The sequence below is a fragment of the Shouchella rhizosphaerae genome (assembly GCF_900142675.1).
Taxonomy (GTDB): Bacteria; Bacillota; Bacilli; order Bacillales; family Bacillaceae_D; genus Shouchella; species Shouchella rhizosphaerae.
This window is the reverse complement of record NZ_FRBS01000003.1, coordinates 437,804-459,083: the sequence shown is the minus strand read 5'-3', so window position 1 is coordinate 459,083 and position 21,280 is coordinate 437,804. Positions and strand designations below refer to the sequence as shown.

21 protein-coding genes and 1 other RNA gene are annotated in these 21,280 nt (G+C 45.0%); 19 read left to right on the top strand and 3 right to left on the bottom strand.

Annotated features, from left to right (window positions below; genetic code table 11):
• Positions 1–2 precede the first annotated feature (2 nt).
• The 13 genes from BUC05_RS11365 (at position 3) to ssrA (ending at position 11,611) form a co-directional block, all read left to right on the top strand.
• Positions 3–1,172 carry a mandelate racemase/muconate lactonizing enzyme family protein gene (locus tag BUC05_RS11365; protein WP_011247855.1) on the top strand — a complete coding sequence of 390 codons (1,170 nt, stop codon included), beginning with the start codon at positions 3–5 and terminating at the stop codon, positions 1,170–1,172.
• A gap of 20 nt (positions 1,173–1,192) precedes the next feature.
• The gene (locus BUC05_RS11360; RefSeq protein WP_073304733.1) at positions 1,193–2,167 is read left to right on the top strand and encodes a tripartite tricarboxylate transporter substrate binding protein; all 975 of its coding nucleotides are present in this window, start codon (positions 1,193–1,195) and stop codon (positions 2,165–2,167) included.
• Between the two features lie 18 nt (positions 2,168–2,185).
• Complete coding sequence (locus tag BUC05_RS11355; protein WP_011247853.1) at positions 2,186–2,659, top strand: tripartite tricarboxylate transporter TctB family protein; 474 nt, start codon at positions 2,186–2,188, stop codon at positions 2,657–2,659.
• Between the two features lie 15 nt (positions 2,660–2,674).
• On the top strand, positions 2,675–4,168 hold the full coding sequence (locus tag BUC05_RS11350) for a tripartite tricarboxylate transporter permease (RefSeq protein WP_011247852.1): 1,494 nt from the start codon (positions 2,675–2,677) through the stop codon (positions 4,166–4,168).
• A 115-nt stretch (positions 4,169–4,283) separates the two neighbouring features.
• On the top strand, positions 4,284–4,736 hold the full coding sequence (locus tag BUC05_RS11345) for a hypothetical protein (RefSeq protein ID WP_011247851.1): 453 nt from the start codon (positions 4,284–4,286) through the stop codon (positions 4,734–4,736).
• Between the two features lie 69 nt (positions 4,737–4,805).
• On the top strand, positions 4,806–5,036 hold the full coding sequence (gene secG / locus BUC05_RS11340; protein ID WP_011247850.1) for a preprotein translocase subunit SecG: 231 nt from the start codon (positions 4,806–4,808) through the stop codon (positions 5,034–5,036).
• A gap of 93 nt (positions 5,037–5,129) precedes the next feature.
• Positions 5,130–6,104, top strand: a complete 975-nt coding sequence (locus BUC05_RS11335; protein WP_011247849.1) for an LLM class flavin-dependent oxidoreductase — start codon at positions 5,130–5,132, stop codon at positions 6,102–6,104.
• A 171-nt stretch (positions 6,105–6,275) separates the two neighbouring features.
• Positions 6,276–7,010, top strand: a complete 735-nt coding sequence (locus BUC05_RS11330; RefSeq protein ID WP_011247848.1) for an alpha/beta hydrolase — start codon at positions 6,276–6,278, stop codon at positions 7,008–7,010.
• Complete coding sequence (locus BUC05_RS11325; RefSeq protein WP_011247847.1) at positions 6,991–7,737, top strand: alpha/beta hydrolase; 747 nt, start codon at positions 6,991–6,993, stop codon at positions 7,735–7,737. Before BUC05_RS11330 ends, BUC05_RS11325 begins: the two co-directional genes overlap by 20 nt.
• Positions 7,738–7,763: 26 nt before the next feature.
• Positions 7,764–10,097: a ribonuclease R gene (gene rnr, locus BUC05_RS11320; protein WP_011247846.1), complete on the top strand. Its 2,334-nt coding sequence runs from the start codon at positions 7,764–7,766 to the stop codon at positions 10,095–10,097.
• A gap of 118 nt (positions 10,098–10,215) precedes the next feature.
• Complete coding sequence (locus BUC05_RS11315; RefSeq protein WP_011247845.1) at positions 10,216–10,611, top strand: DoxX family protein; 396 nt, start codon at positions 10,216–10,218, stop codon at positions 10,609–10,611.
• An 86-nt stretch (positions 10,612–10,697) separates the two neighbouring features.
• The gene (gene smpB / locus BUC05_RS11310) at positions 10,698–11,168 is read left to right on the top strand and encodes an SsrA-binding protein SmpB (protein WP_035202732.1); all 471 of its coding nucleotides are present in this window, start codon (positions 10,698–10,700) and stop codon (positions 11,166–11,168) included.
• Between the two features lie 88 nt (positions 11,169–11,256).
• Positions 11,257–11,611: a transfer-messenger RNA gene (ssrA, locus tag BUC05_RS11305) on the top strand.
• A 175-nt stretch (positions 11,612–11,786) separates the two neighbouring features.
• On the opposite strand, the gene BUC05_RS11300 is transcribed toward ssrA, so the two are convergent.
• On the bottom strand, positions 11,787–12,143 hold the full coding sequence (locus tag BUC05_RS11300; RefSeq protein WP_011247841.1) for a VOC family protein: 357 nt from the start codon (positions 12,141–12,143) through the stop codon (positions 11,787–11,789).
• Positions 12,144–12,381: 238 nt separating this feature from the next.
• On the opposite strand from BUC05_RS11300, the gene BUC05_RS11295 reads away from it, so the two are divergent.
• The 4 genes from BUC05_RS11295 to BUC05_RS22145 all read left to right on the top strand — a co-directional run bounded on the left by BUC05_RS11295 (position 12,382) and on the right by BUC05_RS22145 (position 16,497).
• Positions 12,382–13,761 (top strand): YjiH family protein, encoded by a 1,380-nt coding sequence (locus tag BUC05_RS11295; RefSeq protein WP_082369213.1) that lies wholly within the window; start codon positions 12,382–12,384, stop codon positions 13,759–13,761.
• Positions 13,762–13,774: 13 nt separating this feature from the next.
• Positions 13,775–15,055 carry an aspartate aminotransferase family protein gene (locus BUC05_RS11290; protein WP_035202730.1) on the top strand — a complete coding sequence of 427 codons (1,281 nt, stop codon included), beginning with the start codon at positions 13,775–13,777 and terminating at the stop codon, positions 15,053–15,055.
• Between the two features lie 273 nt (positions 15,056–15,328).
• Complete coding sequence (locus BUC05_RS11285; protein WP_051881155.1) at positions 15,329–15,943, top strand: esterase/lipase family protein; 615 nt, start codon at positions 15,329–15,331, stop codon at positions 15,941–15,943.
• 368 nt (positions 15,944–16,311) lie between these two features.
• On the top strand, positions 16,312–16,497 hold the full coding sequence (locus BUC05_RS22145) for a hypothetical protein (protein ID WP_374757916.1): 186 nt from the start codon (positions 16,312–16,314) through the stop codon (positions 16,495–16,497).
• On the opposite strand, the gene BUC05_RS11280 is transcribed toward BUC05_RS22145, so the two are convergent.
• Positions 16,412–17,272 (bottom strand): polysaccharide deacetylase family protein, encoded by an 861-nt coding sequence (locus BUC05_RS11280; protein ID WP_244153297.1) that lies wholly within the window; start codon positions 17,270–17,272, stop codon positions 16,412–16,414. The two genes, BUC05_RS22145 and BUC05_RS11280, sit on opposite strands and share 86 nt — an antisense overlap.
• Before the next feature lie 138 nt (positions 17,273–17,410).
• Here BUC05_RS11280 and BUC05_RS11275 point away from each other — a divergent pair, with 138 nt between their 5' ends.
• Complete coding sequence (locus BUC05_RS11275) at positions 17,411–18,079, top strand: glycosyltransferase family protein (protein ID WP_035202726.1); 669 nt, start codon at positions 17,411–17,413, stop codon at positions 18,077–18,079.
• A 16-nt stretch (positions 18,080–18,095) separates the two neighbouring features.
• Here BUC05_RS11275 and BUC05_RS11270 read toward each other — a convergent pair whose 3' ends face one another.
• Positions 18,096–19,853, bottom strand: coding sequence for an SgrR family transcriptional regulator (locus BUC05_RS11270; RefSeq protein WP_073304729.1), 1,758 nt, complete (start codon positions 19,851–19,853; stop codon positions 18,096–18,098).
• Positions 19,854–19,966: 113 nt separating this feature from the next.
• Between BUC05_RS11270 and BUC05_RS11265 the strand changes: the two genes are divergently transcribed.
• A complete protein-coding gene (locus BUC05_RS11265) occupies positions 19,967–21,217 on the top strand; it encodes an MFS transporter (RefSeq protein WP_011247833.1) in 1,251 nt (416 codons plus the stop codon).
• Positions 21,218–21,280: the final 63 nt, after the last annotated feature.

Below are 21,280 nucleotides of genomic sequence, written 5' to 3'. Positions count from 1 at the left end.
GGATGAAAATTACAGATGTGCAGTTAACGGCAATCGGTATGCCACGTTTGACTGGCTTTGTCAATAAACATGTGATCGTGCAATTGTTTACAGACGAAGGCATTGAGGGGATTGGCGAAATGTCAGACTTCTCTCATTTGCCGAAGTATGCGGTTGACATTGTTGATTTGGAGCGTACGTTAAAACAAATTCTTGTTGGCAAAAACCCATTTGACATAGCCCCGATCAATACAGAGCTAAATGGGAACTTCCCTGAAGCGATGTACTACTATGAAAAAGGCAGCTTTATTCGAAATGGCGTTGACACAGCGCTTTATGACCTTTGTGCAAAAGCGCTAGGCGTGTCTGTGTCCGATCTATTAGGCGGCCGCCAACGTGAGAAAATCAAAGTATGCTTTCCGATTTTTAGGCATCGCTTTATGGATGAAGTCGAGGCGAATTTAGAGCTCGTCAAAAAGCAATATGAGAAAGGTTTTGACGTATTTCGCCTTTATGTCGGCAAAAACGTTGATGCGGACGAGGCCTTTTTAGCAGGGGTTTACAACGAGTTTGGCGGCAAAGTAAAAGTGAAGTCCCTTGATTTTAGCCATCTCCTTGATTGGAAGGAAGCGTTACGGATTACACGGCGCTTAGCGAAATACCCAATCGATCTTGTTGAAAGTCCGGCACTCCGAAATGATTTTGCAGGACTGCACCATTTCCGTATGCGCTGTGAATTGCCGGTAAGCGAACATGTCTGGAGCTTGCGTCAGCAATCGGAAATGATTAAACATGATTCAGTTGATATTTTTAACATTGCGCCTGTGTTTATTGGCGGCATTACACAGGCAAGAAAAGCGGCTGATGCAGCGGCTGTAGCTGAAAAAAGCGTCCTTATCGGGACAACGCAGGAACTATCAATTGGCACAACAGCGATGGCCTATTTTGGTTCAACACTCGACCATTTAAACTACATTTCCGATCCAACTGGCCCAGAGCTTTATGTCGGCGATGTTGTTAAAAACAAAGTCAATTATGAAAACGGTTACTTACATTTGCCTGAACGGTCAACTATAGGGCTCGGAATGGAGCTTGATTGGGAAAAAGTCGAGCAGTATCGGGTCGAGTCCCTCAATTGGGAGGATGTATCCGTCCATCAATTGCAAGATCGAACCGCACAAACGCGCGCTTAAAACGGGAGGAGGTGTAAGTCGTGAAGTGGTTCCCTTTGCTCGTGCTGCAGGCTATTTTTCTAGTGGCCTGCAGCAACCACGACGAAACAGCCGTTACGCAAGCGGCCATTGATACGTATCCAAAGCAAACGATTGAACTTTATGTCCCAGCCTCGCCAGGGGGGCAGTCTGATGCGGGAGCGAGGGTGCTAGCGCGTCATATTAGCAAATATTTAGATAGCGATATTGTCATTGTTAATCAAGATACAGCAGGCGGTGCACTAGCGTTTGAAAATGTCTACCGCGCCAAAGCCGATGGCTACAAGCTTCTCTACTATCATCAAGCACTGCACACAAGTTATGCCGTTGGCCAATACGATTATTCGGCGTTGGAAATGACGCCGATTGGAACGTTTGCTGGCATTAACCAAGTTTTTGTCACGCGTGCTGATGCCCCGTGGGATTCATTAGAAGAACTTGTTGAGGAGGCGAGGCAGCACCCTTACGAAATCTTGTATGGTGGCCAAATCGGCGGCACTACTCATTTTATGGGGGAGCAACTTGGACAAGTTGCCGATGTCGACATAAAAGTGCTTGATGTCGGAGGAGAGTCTGACCGGATGACGGCGTTGCTCGGCAACCAAATTGATTTTGTTTCGACTGGCATTGGCAACGCCTTAAATTATATTGAATCAGGCGATTTTAAAGCGTTAGCCGTTCTATCAGAAGAACGGGATGAGCTGGCACCTGATATCCCAACTGCCCTTGAGCAAGGCTATGACGTTCAGTTTCCAATCATCCATACGTTATACGGGCCGCCTAATTTGCCTGAAGAGATCATTCACAAATGGAACGCAGCAGCAGAGCAGCTTGCAGAAGATGAAGAGTATGTACAAGACCTCGCCACCACGTTCCAGAGACATATTCAAATGGATCATAATGAAACCCTTACATTCAACCAAGAAGAACTCAAAAAAGCAGAAGGCATCGCGTTTGAGTTATTCCAAGAAGACTAGGGATAAGGGGGAGCCAATATGTCAAAACGCGATTGTTGGATTGGAATAGGAACGTTTCTTGTCGGCGCCTATATGATTTTGGAAACGCTTACGATGGATTATATGAGGCTTATGGATGATCCTGGGCCGGTTTTGTTGCCAAGAATTGTCGGAATGGCGCTTGTTGTTTGTGGTGTTGCTTTAACAGTAGGTGGATTAAAAGCAAAGAAAAAAACGGAGCGAAAAGAGGATTCGCCTGAGGCAAAAACGCGGGAAAAGAAAATGTATGTGATGTTAGGAAGTTTGTTTTTATACGCTGTCGCTTTCTCGGCGTTCGGATACGTATTAAGCACGTTCCTTTTTTTAGCTGCCACGACTTTATACTTATCGAGTAAGCGAACGAAAAAGCATGTTGTTCAAGTAACAGTGGCATCCCTACTTATTACGTTTTCAATCTATTGGATATTTACCGAATATCTAGATGTTTTATTGCCAGGCGGATTTTTTCGATGAAGGGGGGCGAAAGCAATGGATGTTTTACTTGCGAGCATAACTGACGTGTTCACCCCTTTTGTCGTTCTATTAATGGTATTAGGGGTATTCATAGGCCTTATATTTGGTACAGTGCCTGGCCTAACCTCGACGATGGCAATGGCCTTGTTCGTGCCATTTACGTTTCAATTAGAACCGATACAAGGAATTAGTTTTCTTGTCTGTTTGCATTTAGGCGGCGTTTCCGGTGGGCTCGTTGCTTCTACACTTTTAGGAATACCGGGAACGCCCTCATCGATCGCTACAACGTTCGATGCGTACCCAATGGCGAAAAACGGCGAACCGGTAAGAGCACTTGGCATTGGTATTGTTGCCTCACTTGTTGGCGGCTTGCTGAGCTTTATTGCCTTGACTACCATTTCTCCCCTCATTTCGAGGTTTGCGGTACAGATGGGGCCATTTGAGTTTTTTGCTTTAATCTTTTTCGCTCTCTCCTTGCTTGCCGTCCTTGCCCAAGGCAGCATGTTGAAAGGAATTACTGCTGGCTTTATTGGTTTAGCTATTGGCATGGTAGGGTTCGCGCCAATTGATGGGCTGCAGCGCTATACGTTTGGCGTGTTAGAGCTAAAAGGCGGCATCAGTCTGTTGCCGCTTATCATGGGCTTATTCGCTATCGCTCAACTTTTAGCGGAAATAAAGGCGGGCGATGAGCGAAAGGAAATGAACTTCTCTGTGAAAGGCATTGGCATTAAGGTGGCCGAAATATTCCAAAATAAGTGGAATATGCTACGCTCGTCATTCATTGGAATTGCATTTGGGATTTTGCCAGGATTAGGGAGCGGCACATCAAACCTTGTTGCTTATGCACAAACGAAGCAAGCGTCAAAAAACCGCGACAAGTTTGGGAAAGGGGCACCTGAAGGCATTTATGCGTCTGAATCAGCGAACACAGCAGCTGTTGGTGGATCGCTTATTCCGATGCTGACTCTCGGTATACCTGGCGATACGGTAACAGCAATTTTGCTCGGTGGCTTTATGATCCATGGCATTCAGCCTGGCCCGCTGTTTTTTGCGGAAAACCGCGAAATTGTCAATGTCGTGTTTATCGCTTTCTTCGTTGCGATCTTTCTCGTTCTTTTGTTTCAAGTGTTCGCGATGCGCTTTTTTACACGTGTGTTGATGATTCCAAAGGAATATTTATTTCCAATTATTCTTGTCTTGTGTTTTGTCGGCGCCTTTGCCACTAACTCTTCCGCTTTTGATATTGGCGTCATGCTCTTTTTCGGCGTTATCGGTTATATTTTGTTAAAGGCCAAGTTTCCGATTGCTCCACTCATTTTAGGTTTTATTCTCGGGCCTCTTCTGGAAACATATTTGCGGAGAGCGCTCATGTCGACTGGCAATGTGGCCGACTTTTTTACAAAACCATTTTCGGCGATTTTCATTTTAATTGGAATCGGCTGCGTCCTCTTTACGTTTATCAATGAAACACGCTCAACCAAGAAAGACTCGAAATCAGCAAGTATGTAAGAAGTTGACATCCAGGCAATAGAAGCGGCTGAAACTGTAGTTTTCTTTAAGGTTTGGCATTTTATAAAAGCCATGCTATCGTAAAAGGGAAAGAAAAAACGGGAGGCAGGCGTGTATGGCTGACAGTGAAATTCTTCCCCCTGCTGTAGCAACTTTTTTAAACGGTGAACAATTAGAAGAAAAGCAGCATGAGGCGATGCATTTTTTGACGGTTGATGACAATGGTTTTCCATATAAAGCGATGGTAAGCGTCGGCGAAGTGTTGGCCTATTCAAAAGACCGCATACGGATTGCGTTATGGAGTGGAACACAAACGGATAACAATGCGATGCGTTCAAAAAAAGCTGTGCTTTTACTCGTTACGTGCGAAACGGCTTTTGACATTCAGCTAATGCTTGAACCGATCGGCCGTCAAGAGGGCCTCACCCTTTACGAAGGGCGCGTCTTACGGGTGAAAGCCGATCAAGCGCCTTATGCCAAATTAGAGTCGGCGGTGCGCTTTACGTTAAAGGACCCAGATGCTTCACTCGCCCATTGGCGCCACAAACTTGAGCTTCTAAAAAACTAGCCTATTGTTTTCAAGGGCGTGGCTATGCTAAACTAGTGATACTGACGTGTTTCGTGGAGGTGTTTGTTGATGCAGCTGTTTTTGATGATCGCATTAATTATTGTTTCTGTCCTCTTAGTCGCTGTTGTCCTTTTGCAGCCAGGTCGCAGCTCTGGGTTATCAGGCGCCATTACTGGAGGGGCAGAGCAGTTGCTAGGAAAACAAAAAGCACGTGGGCTTGAGGCGGTATTGCATCGAGCAACAATCGTACTTGCTGTTTTGTTTTTTATTTTGACAGGGTTAAATGCGTATTTCCTATAAACGATGCGGAACACCTGGACTTGCCAGGTGTTTTTTCTGTTTCCTGTTTAATCGCAGCTTAAAAAAGGAACAATCGGATATAGAGGTGATGAAGTGCGCTTAAGCATTTTAGACCAAGTGCCTATAACCATAGGGCAATCAGCGGAACAAACAGCGGATCAAACGTTTCTTCTTGTTGAGCTTGCCGAACAATGGGGGTACGAACGGTATTGGTTTGCTGAACATCATGGTACAAGGGGGCTTGGTTCCAGTGCTCCTGAAGTGTGGATGGCAGCTGCTGCCGCAAGGACAAAGACGATTCATGTAGGCTCTGGAGGTATTTTGTTGCCCCAGTATAGCCCTTATAAAGTAGCGGCTCAGCTAAGACAGCTAGAAACGATGTTTCCAGGTCGAATTGACGGTGGCATTGGCAACTCCCCTGGGGGCCCTGAACGAATACGCGCGGCTCTTGCGAATGGACATACGGACGGAATCGCTACATTTTGGGAGAAAGTCGATGCCCTTTCCAAGTGGATACATGGCGGCAGGCACAAGGAAGTGACTGTTTCGCCGAAACCAGCAAGTACACCAAACTTGTTTATCCTTGGTCTTGGAGAACGGAGCGCTATCGAAGCGGGCCGGCGGGGGTTCGGTTTTGTCCATGGGCGTTTTATTGAGCCTAAACGAGGGAAGTTGGCACACGCTGCATATCGACAAGCGTTTAAGGGCAAAGGGAAACCAGATGCGTTAACGGCCGTATTTATCATTTGCGGCGAAACGGACGAGCATGCTGAAGAGTTGGCAAAGACCCAAGATTTATGGTTATTGCGGACGGAAAAAGGTTTAGATAGCCGCGTGCCAACCAGCATAACAGCCGCATCTGCTCAGCTAAGCGAACAAGACCGTGTCCGCATCCAGACGAATCGGAAGCGGATGATTATTGGCGGGCCTGAAACTGTAAAACGGGAATTAGAAAAAAGCGCGAATGAAACAGGCTGCGACCAATTTCTAGTTCTTACGAATATCGATGATTTTGATGAGAAGTGTCGCTCTTATGAACGGTTGGTGAAGGCGACAAAAAGTCAATAACATCAGCAGCCTAAACGAGTCAGCGTGCTGGCGAGAGGAGATGCGAACAGAGCAGACGCTTATAAGCATATCGGCAAGGCAAACGAATGCGTATGCGAGCGTTTGTCTACAGTTTGTATCCGCGGCTGGCAATCTGCTATCACGACTACAAAGCAACAGGAGGAACCTATTGTGATTGGGTGTCTATGTATACATGGCTTTACTGGGGATCCGTGGGAAGTACAGCCCGTTGCCGACGAACTGTCAAAGCAGCCTGGCTGGCTTGTTTACACGCCTGTATTGCCTGGCCACGGCCAAGGAAGTCTGCGGGAGTTAAAGCATGTAACATACAAACAGTGGGTATTTGCTGTGGAAGTAGCGGCTGAAGAAATGAGAAAACGGTGCGACCGCCTTTATCTGATTGGTTTTTCAATGGGTGGAATGCTTGCCAGTTACATAGCAGCCCGTTTTCCTGTTGACAAGCTTGTACTGTTAAATGCTGCTGCCTACTATATGAACCCGAAACAGTTTGTAAAAGATATGTTCTCTGCCATTCGCTACCACCTGACTGGCGAACAAGAAGGCGATGAGCTAATTGAACTTTATGAAAGGAAATTTCGGACAACGCCATTTGCCGCCGTGCACCAATTTTTGCAACTCGTCCAAAAAACAAAGCCTTATGCAAGTAAAGTGACGGTGCCAACGCTCATTATCCAAGGGGAGCTTGATGGCCTTGTTCCATTAAAGTCAGCTTATTATCTTTATGATGTAATCGGATCAAAGACAAAAGAAATCAAAGTAATGAAACGATCACGCCATATGATTTGCCATGGATATGAAGCCGATAAAGTGATTGAGGAAATTAAAACATTTTTGACAGATCGACAAACAGAGAGGGAAGATGACAATGAAATTAGTGCCACCTAAACCTTTTACATTTGAAGGAGGACAGCGGGCTGTTCTGTTATTGCATGGCTTTACAGGAACGACTGCTGATGTCCGCATGCTTGGCCGCTTTTTGCAAAAGCATGGCTATACATGCCATGCCCCTTTATATAGAGGTCATGGCGTGCCGCCAGAAGAGCTTGTAAAGTACAGCCCAGAAGATTGGTGGGCTGATGTACAGGCAGCGTTTGAACAATTGCAACAAGATGGCTATAAGGAAATCGCAGTGTGCGGATTATCTCTAGGCGGTGTTTTTTCATTAAAAGCAGGTTTCTCTATGCCTGTAAAGGGAATCATATCGATGTGTGCCCCTGTCAGGCCCAAAACGGAGGAAGCGATCAAAGTTGGGATGCTCCGTTACGCGAAAGAGTACAAGCGTCTTGAAAAGAAAGAAGACGCGGTGATCGAAGCCGAAATTAGCGCGCTTGCAGAAAAATCGCTTGAGCCGCTTTATCAGTTGCGGCAGTTGATGGATGACGTACGGGAACAGCTTGACTTGATTTATGCGCCAACGTTCGTTGTCCAAGCGCGCTATGACGAAATGATCGATACCGAAAGCGCTACGATCATTTTGGACAATGTTGGCACAGACGACAAACAGCTAAAGTGGTATGAACATTCGACCCACGTGATTACACTCGGTGAGGAGAAAGAACAGCTTCATGAAGACATACTTGAGTTTTTAAATCACTTAGATTGGTCAAACTAAAAACAAAAGCTTGAAGGAGGGAAAGAATGGCTGCTCGATTAAAAGAAGAGCTGCTTGCCTATTTTCAAAATGAGGCGAAAAAGCCTGTTACAGTAGATGAATTAGAAGAGCAGTTCGGCATAGCTTCTGGCGACGACTTTAAAAAGTTGATCCAAGGCTTGAATGAACTGGAAGAAGAGGGGAGCATTGTGCGCACGCGGACAAACCGTTACGGTATCCCCGAAAAAATGAATTTAGTGCGTGGCCGTGTCCAAGGCCATGCAAAAGGATTCGCTTTTGTGTTGCCTGAAAACGGCGAGGAAGACATTTATGTTCCACAAGGCTCCTTGGCAGGGGCAATGAATGGCGATATTGTCCTTGTCCGTATGGATGAACGGACAAGCGGCGCTCGGGCTGAAGGAAAAGTGATCCGCATTATTGAACGGAAAGTGACAGAAGTCGTCGGCGAATATAAACAGTTCTCTTCGTATGCGTTAGTGGTTGCCGACGACAAACGGATTAGCGCGGATTTCCTTGTTGTCAACGGCCAAGAAAAAGGCGCTGCCGATGGCCATAAAGTGATCGCGACGATTACCAAATATCCAGAAGGCCGCTTCGGCGGGGAAGCAGAAATAAAAGAAGTCCTTGGCCATAAAAATGACCCAGGCATGGACATTCTGTCGATCATTTACAAATATGGCATCCCTCAAAGTTTTTCCGAAGAAGCGCTTGCACAAGCGGCAAACGTGCCAGATGAGATTACAGAAGCAGACTTGCAGGGCAGGCGCGACTTAAGGAATGAGCAAATCGTCACCATTGACGGGGCTGATGCCAAAGACCTGGATGATGCTGTACAAGTAAAAAAATTAGAAAACGGCCATTTTTTGCTCGGCGTACACATTGCCGACGTTTCCCATTATGTCGAAGAAGGGTCGCCGATTGACAAGGAAGCGTCTGACCGCGCTACGAGCGTCTATTTAGTTGACCGCGTGATTCCAATGATTCCACATCGCCTTTCGAATGGCATTTGCAGTTTAAACCCAAAAGTAGACCGTTTGACGCTGTCTTGCCAAATGGAAATCGACGAAAATGGTGGTGTTGTGAACCACGAAATTTTCCAAAGTGTCATTCGAACGACAGAGCGGATGACATATAGCGACGTTAACAAAATACTAGTCGAACAAGACGAGGACTTGCGAGAACGTTATGAAACGCTAGTACCGATGTTTGAAGCAATGGAACAGTTGGCACAAATTTTAAGAGACAAACGCTTCGCCCGTGGTGCTATTGATTTTGATTTTAAAGAAGCGAAAGTGCTTGTCAATGAAGAAGGCAAAGCGACAGATGTTGTGTTGCGGGAACGCTCAGTTGCGGAAAAGCTAATTGAAGAATTTATGCTTGCCGCTAATGAGACTGTCGCTGAACATTTCCATTGGCTGAAATTGCCGTTTGTATACCGGATTCACGAAGACCCTGATGCAGATAAATTCAATTCATTTTTAGAGTTTATTACTGGGTTTGGCTACGTGGTTCGAGGCACAGCTAATACCGTCCATCCCCGTGCCTTGCAAGCACTTTTAGAGGAAATTTCCGGTGAACCAGAAGAAATGGTCATTAGCCGCGTCATGCTGCGCTCAATGAAACAAGCGAAGTATGATGTCCACCCTGTTGGCCACTTTGGGTTGTCAGCAGACTTTTATACTCATTTTACTTCGCCAATTCGCCGTTATCCTGATTTGCTCGTCCATCGCCTCATTCGCACGTACTTGATTAAAGGCAAAACGGATCGCAAAACAACGGCAAAATGGCAGGAAGTGCTGCCTGGGTTAACAGCCCACGCTTCAGAAATGGAGCGGCGCGCGATTGACGCTGAACGGGACACAGACAGCGTGAAAAAAGCCCAATACATGGAAGATAAAATTGGGGAGACGTTTACAGGAATCATTAGCGGCGTTACCAACTTCGGTCTATTTGTCGAATTGGAGAATACGGTTGAAGGGTTAGTCCATGTTAGCTATTTGACAGACGACTACTACCATTATGACCAAAAGCATTATGCGATGATTGGCGAACGAAGCGGCACCGTTTTCCGCATCGGCGATGAACTTGAAGTCCGCGTTATCCAAGTAAATGTCGAAGAAGCATCCGTCGACTTTGAAATTGTCGGTATGCAACCGCGCAAGCCGCGGAAAACGCTTGAGCGGCCAAAAGTGATTGATGGCGGAAAAAGACAGCAGCGGAACGGAAAAAAACGTGAAAAGCATCGTTTGACAGGTGATCCGAAAAAAGATGGCAGCCGGTCCAAGCGGAAGAAAAAGCCGTTTTATGAAAATGCCCCTAAAGCGAAACGAAAAAAAGGCCGTCGTAAAACGCGGAAATGACAACTTTTGGATAGTGCCCTGTCATGTATGACTAGGACATCCGACAGTTTCCTACATGTACCTGCTTGCACAATCCTTGTTTTCTCCCTTACACTACAAGCAATAAGGAGGGAGAAACGTGACAAAAACAGAAATTGGGATATTGCTTGTCCGTGTCACCGTAGGAATCATTTTTTTATTCCACGGGCTGGATAAGTTTAATGGTGGAATTGAAGGGACGGGCGCGTTTTTTGATTCAATCGGCATCCCAGCAGCAATGGCCAGCGTTGTTGCCTTTGTCGAGATCATTGGCGGGCTCGCCCTTATCCTAGGATTAGGCACCCGTATTGTTGGGGCTATGTTTGCGGCCATTATGGTTGTAGCCATCATAACCGCAAAATGGAATGCAGGCTTGCTTGGCGGCTACGAGCTTGATCTCATTTTGCTAGTAACTTCGCTTTTGCTTGTGTTAAACGGCAGCAAACTGCTTGCCATCGATCAACTTTTTGGAAAGAAAAAGCGCCGCCGCTTTTAACGCCTGTCGTCTAGTAGAAATTGACGAATCGCCGCTCCGTTGGTACGATAAAAGGAAGATGTGTTAGAAAGATGCAGGTGGAATGCATGGGAGAAACGACAGAAGGCAAAGTTGTTGCGCAAAATAAAAAAGCACGCCATGATTATTTTATCGAAGAAACATTTGAAGCGGGCATTGTCCTAACCGGAACAGAAATCAAGTCGATTCGGGCGGGGAAAATGAATTTAAAAGATTCCTTTGCCCGCATCAAAAATGGCGAAGCTTTTTTGTACAATGCCCACATTAGTGAATACGAACAAGGCAACCGCTACAACCATGAACCGACACGGCCGCGCAAACTGTTGCTCCATAAAAAACAAATCAATACATTAATTGGGCAAACGCAGCAAAAAGGCTATTCAATCGTTCCATTAAAAGTCTATATTAAAAACGGCTTTGCCAAAGTGCTTATCGGCCTTGCAAAAGGGAAGAAAAACTACGATAAGCGGGAAACATTACGGCGAAAAGACGCGAAGCGCGAAGTGGAACGGGCAATAAAAGAGCGCATGCGCGGTTAATTAAGTGGGACACTGCAAATTGTTGACATTTCAGCAGAATGTAGTATAATGAAATATCCAGGCATTGACCTGGATATTTCAAAACCAAGGGGACGTTTTGGATTCGACAGGGATAGGTCGAGCTTGCGTTGCGAGCCGAGGGGTCGGCCTCGTAAAAACGCACAAGCCAATAACTGGCAAAGAAAACAACAACTTCGCTCTAGCTGCATAAGCTAAGCGGTCTCTCCTCTCCATCGCCCATGTGGAGTGGCTGAGACTCAACTTTAGTGGGATACGCCTTTCTCCCCCCGCCTGAGGGAGAAGGAAGAGACTAATCAGGCTAGCTGCACGGAGGCCTGTCTTTGGGCTGAAGTGCTAGCGAAATACGAATACAAAGACTACGCTCGTAGAAGCGTAAGTGTCGTTATCTCTGGACGTGGGTTCAATTCCCACCGTCTCCATATAAGAGCCGCGGAAGTGTTGATTTGTCAACATTTCCGCGGTTTTTTTGTGTAATTTATTATGAAAGCTACTCGTTCATATGAGGTAAGTATAGCTGAGTAAAAGTGGAACAGAATTCCCACTCTCTACATTCATTACCAATCGTATTGCGATTAAATAAGCGCTCTTTATAAGGATTTAAAATTTATCACATTGTACATTAAATTTGTTCCCATCAGGATCATAGAAATCTAAAAATAAATTGCCGAGCCCATCATCCATATTGTTTTCTACTTTGACTGCGTTCCTTTTTAAGTGATTGGCTAACGCTTCTATATGTTTGCATTGAAAGGCAATCACGGGATGTGTTTGATTGTTGACTTTAAACGTTGCAGTAGTTTGATGAGTGGATTCAACTAAAAATAACATTTGACCAGAGGGGAAATTTAGTTGTGCTTGTCGCTCCTCTTCACTATGTAGGATTTCCTTATACCATTTGATCGCATTTTCTAAGTGTGACATAGGAACATGACAATAGAATAGTTGTTCTAACATAACGAGCCTCCTGGATTTTTGCATTTATCAGGTTCAATTCGCTCGGTTTTTTAGAAAATCCTGTTTGCACTTCGTCACTTCATTAAGTATTACAACCTCCTGTACATCCCTTCCGACTTTCAATCGATCTTGATCATCAAGTTTGCGCAGCATCGCCAAAATAAAAGATTCCTAAACGGCCATTATTTATGTATAATTATCAAATACAGAGATTAATTATACGGAATGGGTGTCTAATGTGGAATCATACAAATCGGTAAAATCAAACAAACAACGTCCTATACAATCGCGCCATCTTGCGACTTTTCTTATCCCCTCTTTAGCTGGAGCGGTCCTGTTTTTAGTCCCGGTAAAAATAGACGACAATTGGACTGTTTTCATCGGCTATTTGGCCGGTTTGATAGAAGACGGCCTTTCTGGCGTTTTGCCTAGCTTTTTATTGGCCTTGCTCGTGTTTTCCGGTGTTGCCTCTTTTTTGTGTTGGGCGTTTAAACCTGCATTTATTATGGATAAGCCAGCCTTAAAAACGTTGTTTTATACATCTTTTACTTGGACGGCGATTCGTGTCCTCGGCGCTGTGTTTGCGCTAATGGTCATGACGGGGACTGGAATGGAAATGGTGTACAACCCAGCAACAGGGGGGACAGTGTTTGCCGATTTATTGCCTGTTCTTGCCGTGTGGTCGGTTGTAATGGGGCTGCTCATGCCGCTTTTGCTTGACTACGGGTTAATGGAGTGGCTTGGTACGCTTGCCCAAAAAATTATGCGTCCACTGTTCAAATTGCCTGGGCGCGCTTCTGTTGATTCTCTTGCCTCGTGGATGGGCAACAACATGATGAGCATTTTAATTACGATCAATCAATATGAAAATCGCTATTATACTAAAAAAGAGTCTGCGGTAATCGTCACGAATTTTACGATTACATCTATAGGCTTCAGTTTAATTATCGCTAAAATGCTAGGATTGGAACATCGCTTTGTATCTTTTTACATAACTGTTCTTGTAGGCGTTTTGCTCGCTGCGTTTATTTGCCCGCGCATTCCGCCGCTATCGACAATGAAAAATACCTATCACCTCGATCAGCCTGGAGCGATTGAAGAAACGGCGGAAATAGGCTCTTTATGGAAAAGCGCTTTTGCCCGTGGTATCGATAAGGCTAAACAAGCGCCTCCTATAAGCACGGTATTAAAAAAAGGGGCTTTCAACGCATTGGATATTTGGCTTGGCATGTTGCCACTTGTAATGGCAATTGGAACGCTTGCCTTAATAGTCGCCGAATACACCCCTGTATTTACGTACCTTTCCTATCCACTTGTGCCTGTATTGGAATGGATGCAGATTCCAGACGCAGAGGCAGCTGCACCAGCCATGCTTGTCGGCTTTGCAGATATGTTTTTGCCAGCTATACTAGGAGCAGGGATTGAAAGCGAGTTGACGCGTTTTGTCATCGGCGCTGTTTCGCTCATTCAACTTGTTTACATGTCTGAAATTGGCGTAATGCTTATTCGTTCAAGCATCCCGATTAACTTCTGGCAACTGTTTATCATCTTTATCCAACGTACAGTCATTGCTTTGCCTGTCGTTGTGCTGATTGCCCACTTTATGATTTATCGTTAAAGGAGTGCCCTTAATGCCACAAGAATGGAATGATTTAGCACAAACAATTCCGTACCGCCTTGCCCCAAGCATGGCGAAAGACCATCCGAACTTGCCTGTAGAAAAAGAAGAAGGCTGTTATTATTACGGCGTCGACGGAAAAACGTATTTAGATTTTACATCAGGGATTGCTGTGACCAATGTCGGACACCGCCATCCAAAAATTGTCGCGGCGATCCAAGAAGAAGCTGGACGTTTTACGCATGGGCCAATTGGCGTCATCCAGTATGAATCAATTTTACAGCTTGCCAATGAGCTGGCTGAAATCATGCCAGGTGATTTAGATTGCTTCTTTTTTGGCAATAGCGGAACAGAGGCTGTAGAAGGGGCGCTTAAACTTGCCCGCCATGTGACAAAACGCCCGTACGTCATTTCTTTTAATGGCTGTTTCCATGGACGGACGCTCGGGTCGCTCAGCGTTAGCACATCTAAGGCGAAATACCGCAAGTACCAGCCTGCACAAGGGATGGCTTATCAAATTCCGTATTATGCCACTGGCGATACGGAAGAACAAGCTATTGCCAAGCTTGAGGATTCATTTGCCTCCTTATTTGCCCACCAAGTATCGCCTGACGAAGTGGCAGCCGTCATTATTGAACCTGTTCTTGGCGAAGGAGGGTATATTGTCCCGCCCGCTTCTTGGCTGCAACGGATTCGCACTATTTGCGACGAGCACGGGATGTTGCTCATTTTTGACGAAGTGCAAACAGGATTTGGCCGGACAGGAGAGTGGTTTGCCGCACACACTTTTGGTGTCGTACCTGACATTATGGCGATTGCAAAAGGAATTGCTTCTGGGCTGCCACTTAGTGCAACTGTGGCCAATCATAAGCTCATGCAACAGTGGCCTTTAGGAAGCCATGCCACGACTTTTGGCGGAAATCCGATTGCGTGTGCGGCGGCACGGGCCACAATTGCAGTAATAAAAGAGGAACAGTTGCTTGACAATGCCAAACAAGTAGGCGCATATGTAAAACAACGTTTGAACGCCATGCAAGAAAAATGGCCGCAAATTGGCGCTGTCCGCGGTATAGGGATGATGTTTGGCATTGAAATTGTCGACCCGAAAACAGGTGAAAAAGACGGGGACACTGCTGCAAAGATTTTGGACCTTGCATTAGAAGAGGGCGTTCTCTTTTATTTTTGCGGCAATGCCGGAGAAGTGTTGCGGATGATTCCGCCATTAACGGTTACAAAAGCGGAAATCGATGAAGGCTTAGCGAAATTGGATCGGGCATTCACTCGGCTAGGCTAGTGGATGCAAATAGCGACGGCCTTTTAATTAAGTTTGGACGTTTTACAACAACGTGTAGCGTGTAAAAGGCGTAACACCTATATGACATTAAATGAAAAGCAGCAGCTGCTGCTTTTTTTTGTTTATCAACACGTCCTTCTAAAAACTTTTTCGTGATACAAAAAACAATAAAAATATCATTTTTTTAGTTGGGAAAATTCGCATTTCTATAGCGTCAGTAGCCTAATCATGTTATTTTGTAACCGATTCTATTATTCGAAGAGGAGGATGATTGTGAGATTAATTCGCTTGTCATTTTTAACTGTTCTAGTATGTTTGCTTACATGGGGAGGTGCTTATTCTTCTGAAGTCCGCGCCCAACAAACATCAAGTATCGATTTTGATAAACCAATTGTGCTCGTACATGGGATTGGAGGAGCGGGTTACAATTTCTATAGCATTGAAAGAAAGTTAAGAAGCGTTGGCTATGATCGTTCTGACTTACATGCAATAGATTTTGCCGACCGCTCCGGAAACAATTACAGGAACTCCCGACAATTGAGAGATTTTATTAACGATGTACTAACCAATTATGATGTCGACGAAGTAAATATTATAGCCCACAGCATGGGGGGAGCAAATACATTACGGTATCTTACCCAACTCGGAGGCGTTGAACATGTAGACAAAGTTATTACATTAGGAGGAGCCAACCGCTTGGGTGCAAGTTCAGTGCCAGACGGAGTCGATTTTACATCGATTTATAGCAGTTCCGATTTAATTGTAGCAAACAGTTTGTCGCGGATTGACGGGGCAAATAACATCCACGTTCCAGGCGTCACACATTTGCTTCTTTTGACAAATAACAGGGTTCAAGATCTGATTATCGAAGCATTAGAAAAGGAATAAAAACAGGTGCCTTTCTTCGGATAGGCGCCTTTTTTCAATCGCTTTGTAAGAAGCTAGTACAAACTTGTCTATTTTGCTAGGAGCAGTTTCCTTTTATTTTCCGTATCGAGAACTTGTAAGAATTTGCTTGTATGAATTAGTCAGAACCTTAATGGACGGCCAAAGAAAATGTTTACACTTGAATTGACAATTTATCTTTTAAATAAATAGACAACCCTTTTATCCAGTTTTGTTTTTTGAACCAATTCTTGCTTAAGGCATAATATATATATAAGCATAACTTTGCCTTTTTTCAGAAAGGGCAAGGCGTACATTTAAAAAGTGTGGTCTTAATCCTAATTATTATATAAAGGAAAACATTATATGGAGTGAATGAAATGGATAGTGAACACATTTTTGATACACAAGGTATTTATATTGGCCGTTTGTTTACGCTTGGAGGTTCTGCCTTGTTTTTAATAGGTTCATTTATTGCAGCTTACTTTGCTTATAAAGATTATCAAGAAGCATTAGAAGCAGAACCCGCTTCACTTCATAAAGGGAAGCGGCGCTAAACGAAAGACCGGCGTTGTGTTTTGTTTGTTTGGAAGAGAATTTATGGCGATCGACCATTTCCGATAGTGTTAAAAAGCTGTAGCCTTCATCTTGCAAGGCGGGGATAATTTCTTTAATTGCTTCTATTGTTGGCGTACGGTCACCGCCTCCGTCATGGAAAAGAATGACATCGCCAGGACGTATATTGTTTAAAACTTGGGCTGAAAGTTGCTTTTTATTCCGGTTTGCCCAATCTCTTGTATCTTGATGCCAAGACCATAAAAAAACGTCGTGTTTTGCCTCAATCGCAGTTTCAATAATAAGATCATTATAATAGCCTCCGACTGGGCGAAAAAAGGTTGGTTTGATGGCGAACAATTCTAAAAGAAGCATGTCCGTTTTGTTCATTTCAGTGGTTAAGGTTGCTTGGTTAATTGACTCATTGTAAGTGTGGGTATACGTGTGATTGCCAAGTTCGTGTCCTTCCATGATCGTCCTTTGGACAACATCGGCATTCTCTTTCACATTCTTGCCGACTACAAAAAAGGTTGCTTTTGCCCCGTATTTCTTAAGCACATCTAGAATAAGGGGTGTGTTTGTACGATCCGGGCCATCATCAAACGTTAAGGCTACAATTTTTTCATCTGTTGGAATTTCCCAGAACACATGTCCTGTCTTTTCGTACTCATGCCTTTCTCTCACTATAGCAGCGTCCACTTGACTCGGTATCAGTAAAAATAAGACATGACAAATCAATATATAACGAAACACAGTCTTGAAAGTCGGCCAATACACTTGTCTCTCTCCTTTTTTAAACACCGTTCCATTTATTATGGCTCTTTACAATGCCGTTTATCCGAACAAATTAACGTCATCACCATCCTGTTTTTGATGGAATATACTATTCAATCAGCAAGCAGGAGGGGTCGGCACATGGATCGGCAAAAAGTGTGCTTTATTAGTTGTGTCAATGATGAAGATCAGTATGCCCGGGCTGTGAGCCATATTGACATGCTTTATCCGCCTAAAGGGGTAACGGTAGAAAAAGTGGCGATCCGTCATGCAAAAAGCATGGCAAGTGGCTACAATGAGGCAATGGAAAAAAGCGATGCACGCTACAAAGTGTATATGCGCCAAAATACGATGATCATAAACCGCATGTTTTTGCATGATTTGTTGTTTTTATTTGAACAACATCCTGACTTAGGCATGTTTGGCGTCATTGGCGCAAAGGACTTGCCTGCTTCAGGTAATTGGTGGGACAGTCCCACGAAAGCCGGTAAAATGTTGGAACATCGCCATACGTATAGTTATTTATCGTTTTTAGAAGCGGAGTATGCATACCAACAAGTCGAAGCGATTGATGGTGCCTTAATGGCTACCCAATACGATTTGCCTTGGCCAGAAGTGGTTGATGGCTGGCATGTATATGACACCGTCCAATCTCTAAAATTCCAGCAAGCTGGATTCAAAGTCGGTGTTCCCCATCAACCGCACCCGTGGGTATTACATGAGTCCGCCCTTCAGTTTGACGAGTCCCCCTCGACGCGCTCTGTCTCCTTGTTTCAAAAATGGCGGGACTCCCGTGATGATGACGACTAAAGACGTGTTGCTAGATCTAAGATTTGCCGCGTTTCAGCCAAATCGTTGTATAATCGACCCAGCCGTAAGCATTTAATGCCACATTTTTGACGTATTCAGGATACAACGCAAATTGTTTTAACCGGTAGAGGGGGAGGAGATAATGTGCTTGGCAAAGCGATGTTTCGATTGTTTGTAAGCTAGCCAGCAATGTTTCTGTTTTTAATTCCTGATGCCATAAACGCTTTGCTTTTTCCAAATCGTCTGTCCCCACGTGTGAATAAAGAAACCGGTGGCGATCAAAAAACAAGGAAAAATAGCCATACACTTTGTCATCGTAGCCAAGCTGCTCGCCGAGCAAAAGGTCTGCTTTTTGTTCGAGGTCTAATTGTTGAAGCTCATGATAAGGAAGGAGGTGCAACCGCACAGAAATGCCTTCTGCTTTAAGCGTTTGTTCAATCCAACCAGCATCCCTCTCATTGCCCGCTCCGGTGTAGCTATATAGCTGAAGCTCTTCTCCATGGTAGTTGCTCTTTAACAAGCTTGCCTGTCCTTTTAGCCTGTTACGAGTCGTTAGGACGCTTTGCCCTTGGGCGAAAACACGATCAGCTGGAATACTGCGGGTGCCGCCAATGTCTTGAATCATTGAATGTGGATCTAAAAAATGAAACAGCGCCTCGCGCAAGCGAGTGTCATTGGCACAAAGGCCGTGCTTTTTGTTTAACGAAAGGAGTTTGCAGCCTATGTCCATTGAGTGCTGCTGTTGGAAGTGATGCTCTTCTTTTTCGACGTATGGGTAATGATAAAAATTTAATTGGTTTGCGGCTAAGAATGCTGTTTCTGGTTCGTTGTCATAAAGGGCTGGAAAGATATACATGGTCACTGCATCAAGGTGTGGCCTCGTACTAAAGTAGCGCGGAAATGCTTGAAGGCGAAGGAGCTTACTTGAATGGTCCGACAAGGAAAAAGGCCCTGTGCCGATTGGAAAAGATGTCATTTCGTCTTTATAGACAATGGCCCCGCCTAATGAAGCAGCAAACGCCAGAAAATGCGGAGTAGGCTTGGAAAAACAAAACTCCACTGTGTAAGGACTAAGTGCAGATAGGCGATGCAAATGCTGGATTCCCCAATAATAGGGCGACTTTTCCGTGTGGCGTAAAAAACTGGCGCCAACTTCCACAGCGGTACAAGGCTGCCCATTATGAAAGAAAATGTCTTTCCGCAAATAAAAAGTCCACTTTGTGTTTGTAGTGTCTGTTTCCCAATAATGGGCCAAATCTGGAATATAACAGCCGTTATTAGGATCATACTTTACGAGTTGGTTGAATAAGTGGCTCATCAAATGATTTTCCGTCCGGCGGTGTATCGTAGCCGGGTCTAATGCGCAAACCCCACGGTAAGTAGGGAAACGGAGATGATCCTCTTGCTCGATTTGTTCCAGGTTAATTGAATTTAAAATTGAATCAATAAAGGAGCGGCTGCTTGCGTGTGAGCGTGAATAGGTTTGAACGAGTTGAATCGCCGCATCAAGTGATTGCTCAGAAGCGCGTTTTTTTGCTTCAGCTATGACGACAGCGTCATAGTCTGCCAACAAGCGAATATAGGACACATGGCCTCTGCCTTTGCCAGGCCGCCATTCAATCCAGCCACGCTTTTGCATTTTTTGGACAAGCAATTTTGCGTTCCGTTCTGTACATGAAAGCTCGTTTGCTAAAGTACGGACAGAAAGGGGCTGTCGCGCTTGTGAGTAGTTTAATCGTTTGGCCAACATGAGGTAGTGCTCAAACAGTTCCATTGTTCCGAGCCTCCTGTCTTTATAAAAAAGGGGAAAAATAACTATATCTAGTTTACACTTTTTTTCCCGTTTTGGGACCGCCATAATGGAATGAAAGAAAAGGGGCGGTTTTATTGCAAGCAAAACAGGAGGAGAAAAAAGGGGAACGCCTCCAAGCATCCCCGCAAAAGAAAGTGGTGGCGATTGCGCTATTAACAGCCGCTGCCGTGCTTGGCGATGCAATGTTGTTTATTGTGTTGCCCCTTTACTGGCAGGAGTTTGGCCTTACAGCTCTTTGGCAAATTGGCATATTGTTATCTGTCAATCGCTTCGTCCGTTTGCCAATAAGTCCCCTTGTCGGCTGGTTTTATAGCAAGTTTGAACTGCGGACTGGTGTGCAATTGGCCCTCATTTTGGCAACGGCCACGACTTTTTCGTACGGCTTTTTCCAAAGCTTTGCTACCCTTGTCGTGGCACGGGCCGTTTGGGGTGTCGCTTGGGCTTTGTTGCGTATTGGCGGCATGCTTGCTGTAGTGGAATTTTCCAGCAAAGACAATCGTGGCCAACTGATGGGCACTTACAATGGTTTATGGGGGATTGGCGGACTGGTCGGTATGTTGGCAGGAGGCATTTTCGTCGAACAGGTATCTGTATTTCCAGTCACGACTGCTTTCGCGACGATTGGCACAATTGCCTTCGTCATCGCCCCCTTTGTGATCCCGAAACGCCAACAACCAGATGATAACAAACCGCTTACTCATGTTAGGAGAGCAGAAAAAACCCTTTCGCCTTTTACGATGCTCGTGTTCGCGACAGGCCTTACGATGGGGTTCGTTGTGTTCGGACTGTTTTCGGTTACACTCAGCCCGCTTGTTGAGCGCGCAATGGGTGGGCAACAGCTGGAAGCATTTGGTCTAATCATCGGTGCAGCTTCAATTGCAGGAATCCTTCAAGCCTTGCGCTGGGCCTGGGATCCATTCGTTGCCCCTTTTTATGGGAAAATGCTAGACCGCAGGCCGCTTTCGTATTTATGGATTTACTTGCCTATACTCGGGATTGGTTGTTTATTTTCGTTATTTGCGCTGCTTGATTCATTTTGGCTTTTGTTAGGGGCCGTACTTGTATTTCAACTTCTGTCGACCTTTTTTGTAACCACTGCCGATACACTTGCAGCCCGGGCGGCGGCGCAAGGGAATAAAGTCAAAGTAATGACGATCCAGGCAGTCGTAGTCGATTTAGGAGCAGCGACTGGGCCGCTTGTATCGTTTTTCATTGTCGACACCTATGAATTGGCGCCTTTATATTGGCTAGCTGCCGCGTTTTTAAGTACACTGTCTGTTTTATGGTTTGCTTATAGCCTCAACATGCGACGCAAGCCAACTTGACGAAAAAGGACCTGTGGTAAGCAGTTGCCGAAGCTCCTCTTCAGCAACTGCCTTCCTTATTCA

Bases quoted from the DNA above. Each gene is read 5' to 3' on its own strand.
- BUC05_RS11365 (WP_011247855.1), top strand. From the start codon at position 3: ATGAAAATTACAGATGTGCAGTTAACGGCAATCGGTATGCCACGTTTG.
- BUC05_RS11355 (WP_011247853.1), top strand. From the start codon at position 2,186: ATGTCAAAACGCGATTGTTGGATTGGAATAGGAACGTTTCTTGTCGGC.
- BUC05_RS11350 (WP_011247852.1), top strand. From the start codon at position 2,675: ATGGATGTTTTACTTGCGAGCATAACTGACGTGTTCACCCCTTTTGTC.
- BUC05_RS11345 (WP_011247851.1), top strand. From the start codon at position 4,284: ATGGCTGACAGTGAAATTCTTCCCCCTGCTGTAGCAACTTTTTTAAAC.
- secG (WP_011247850.1), top strand. From the start codon at position 4,806: ATGCAGCTGTTTTTGATGATCGCATTAATTATTGTTTCTGTCCTCTTA.
- BUC05_RS11325 (WP_011247847.1), top strand. From the start codon at position 6,991: ATGAAATTAGTGCCACCTAAACCTTTTACATTTGAAGGAGGACAGCGG.
- rnr (WP_011247846.1), top strand. From the start codon at position 7,764: ATGGCTGCTCGATTAAAAGAAGAGCTGCTTGCCTATTTTCAAAATGAG.
- smpB (WP_035202732.1), top strand. From the start codon at position 10,698: ATGGGAGAAACGACAGAAGGCAAAGTTGTTGCGCAAAATAAAAAAGCA.
- BUC05_RS11300 (WP_011247841.1), bottom strand. From the start codon at position 12,143: ATGTTAGAACAACTATTCTATTGTCATGTTCCTATGTCACACTTAGAA.
- BUC05_RS11290 (WP_035202730.1), top strand. From the start codon at position 13,775: ATGCCACAAGAATGGAATGATTTAGCACAAACAATTCCGTACCGCCTT.
- BUC05_RS11275 (WP_035202726.1), top strand. From the start codon at position 17,411: ATGGATCGGCAAAAAGTGTGCTTTATTAGTTGTGTCAATGATGAAGAT.
- BUC05_RS11270 (WP_073304729.1), bottom strand. From the start codon at position 19,853: ATGGAACTGTTTGAGCACTACCTCATGTTGGCCAAACGATTAAACTAC.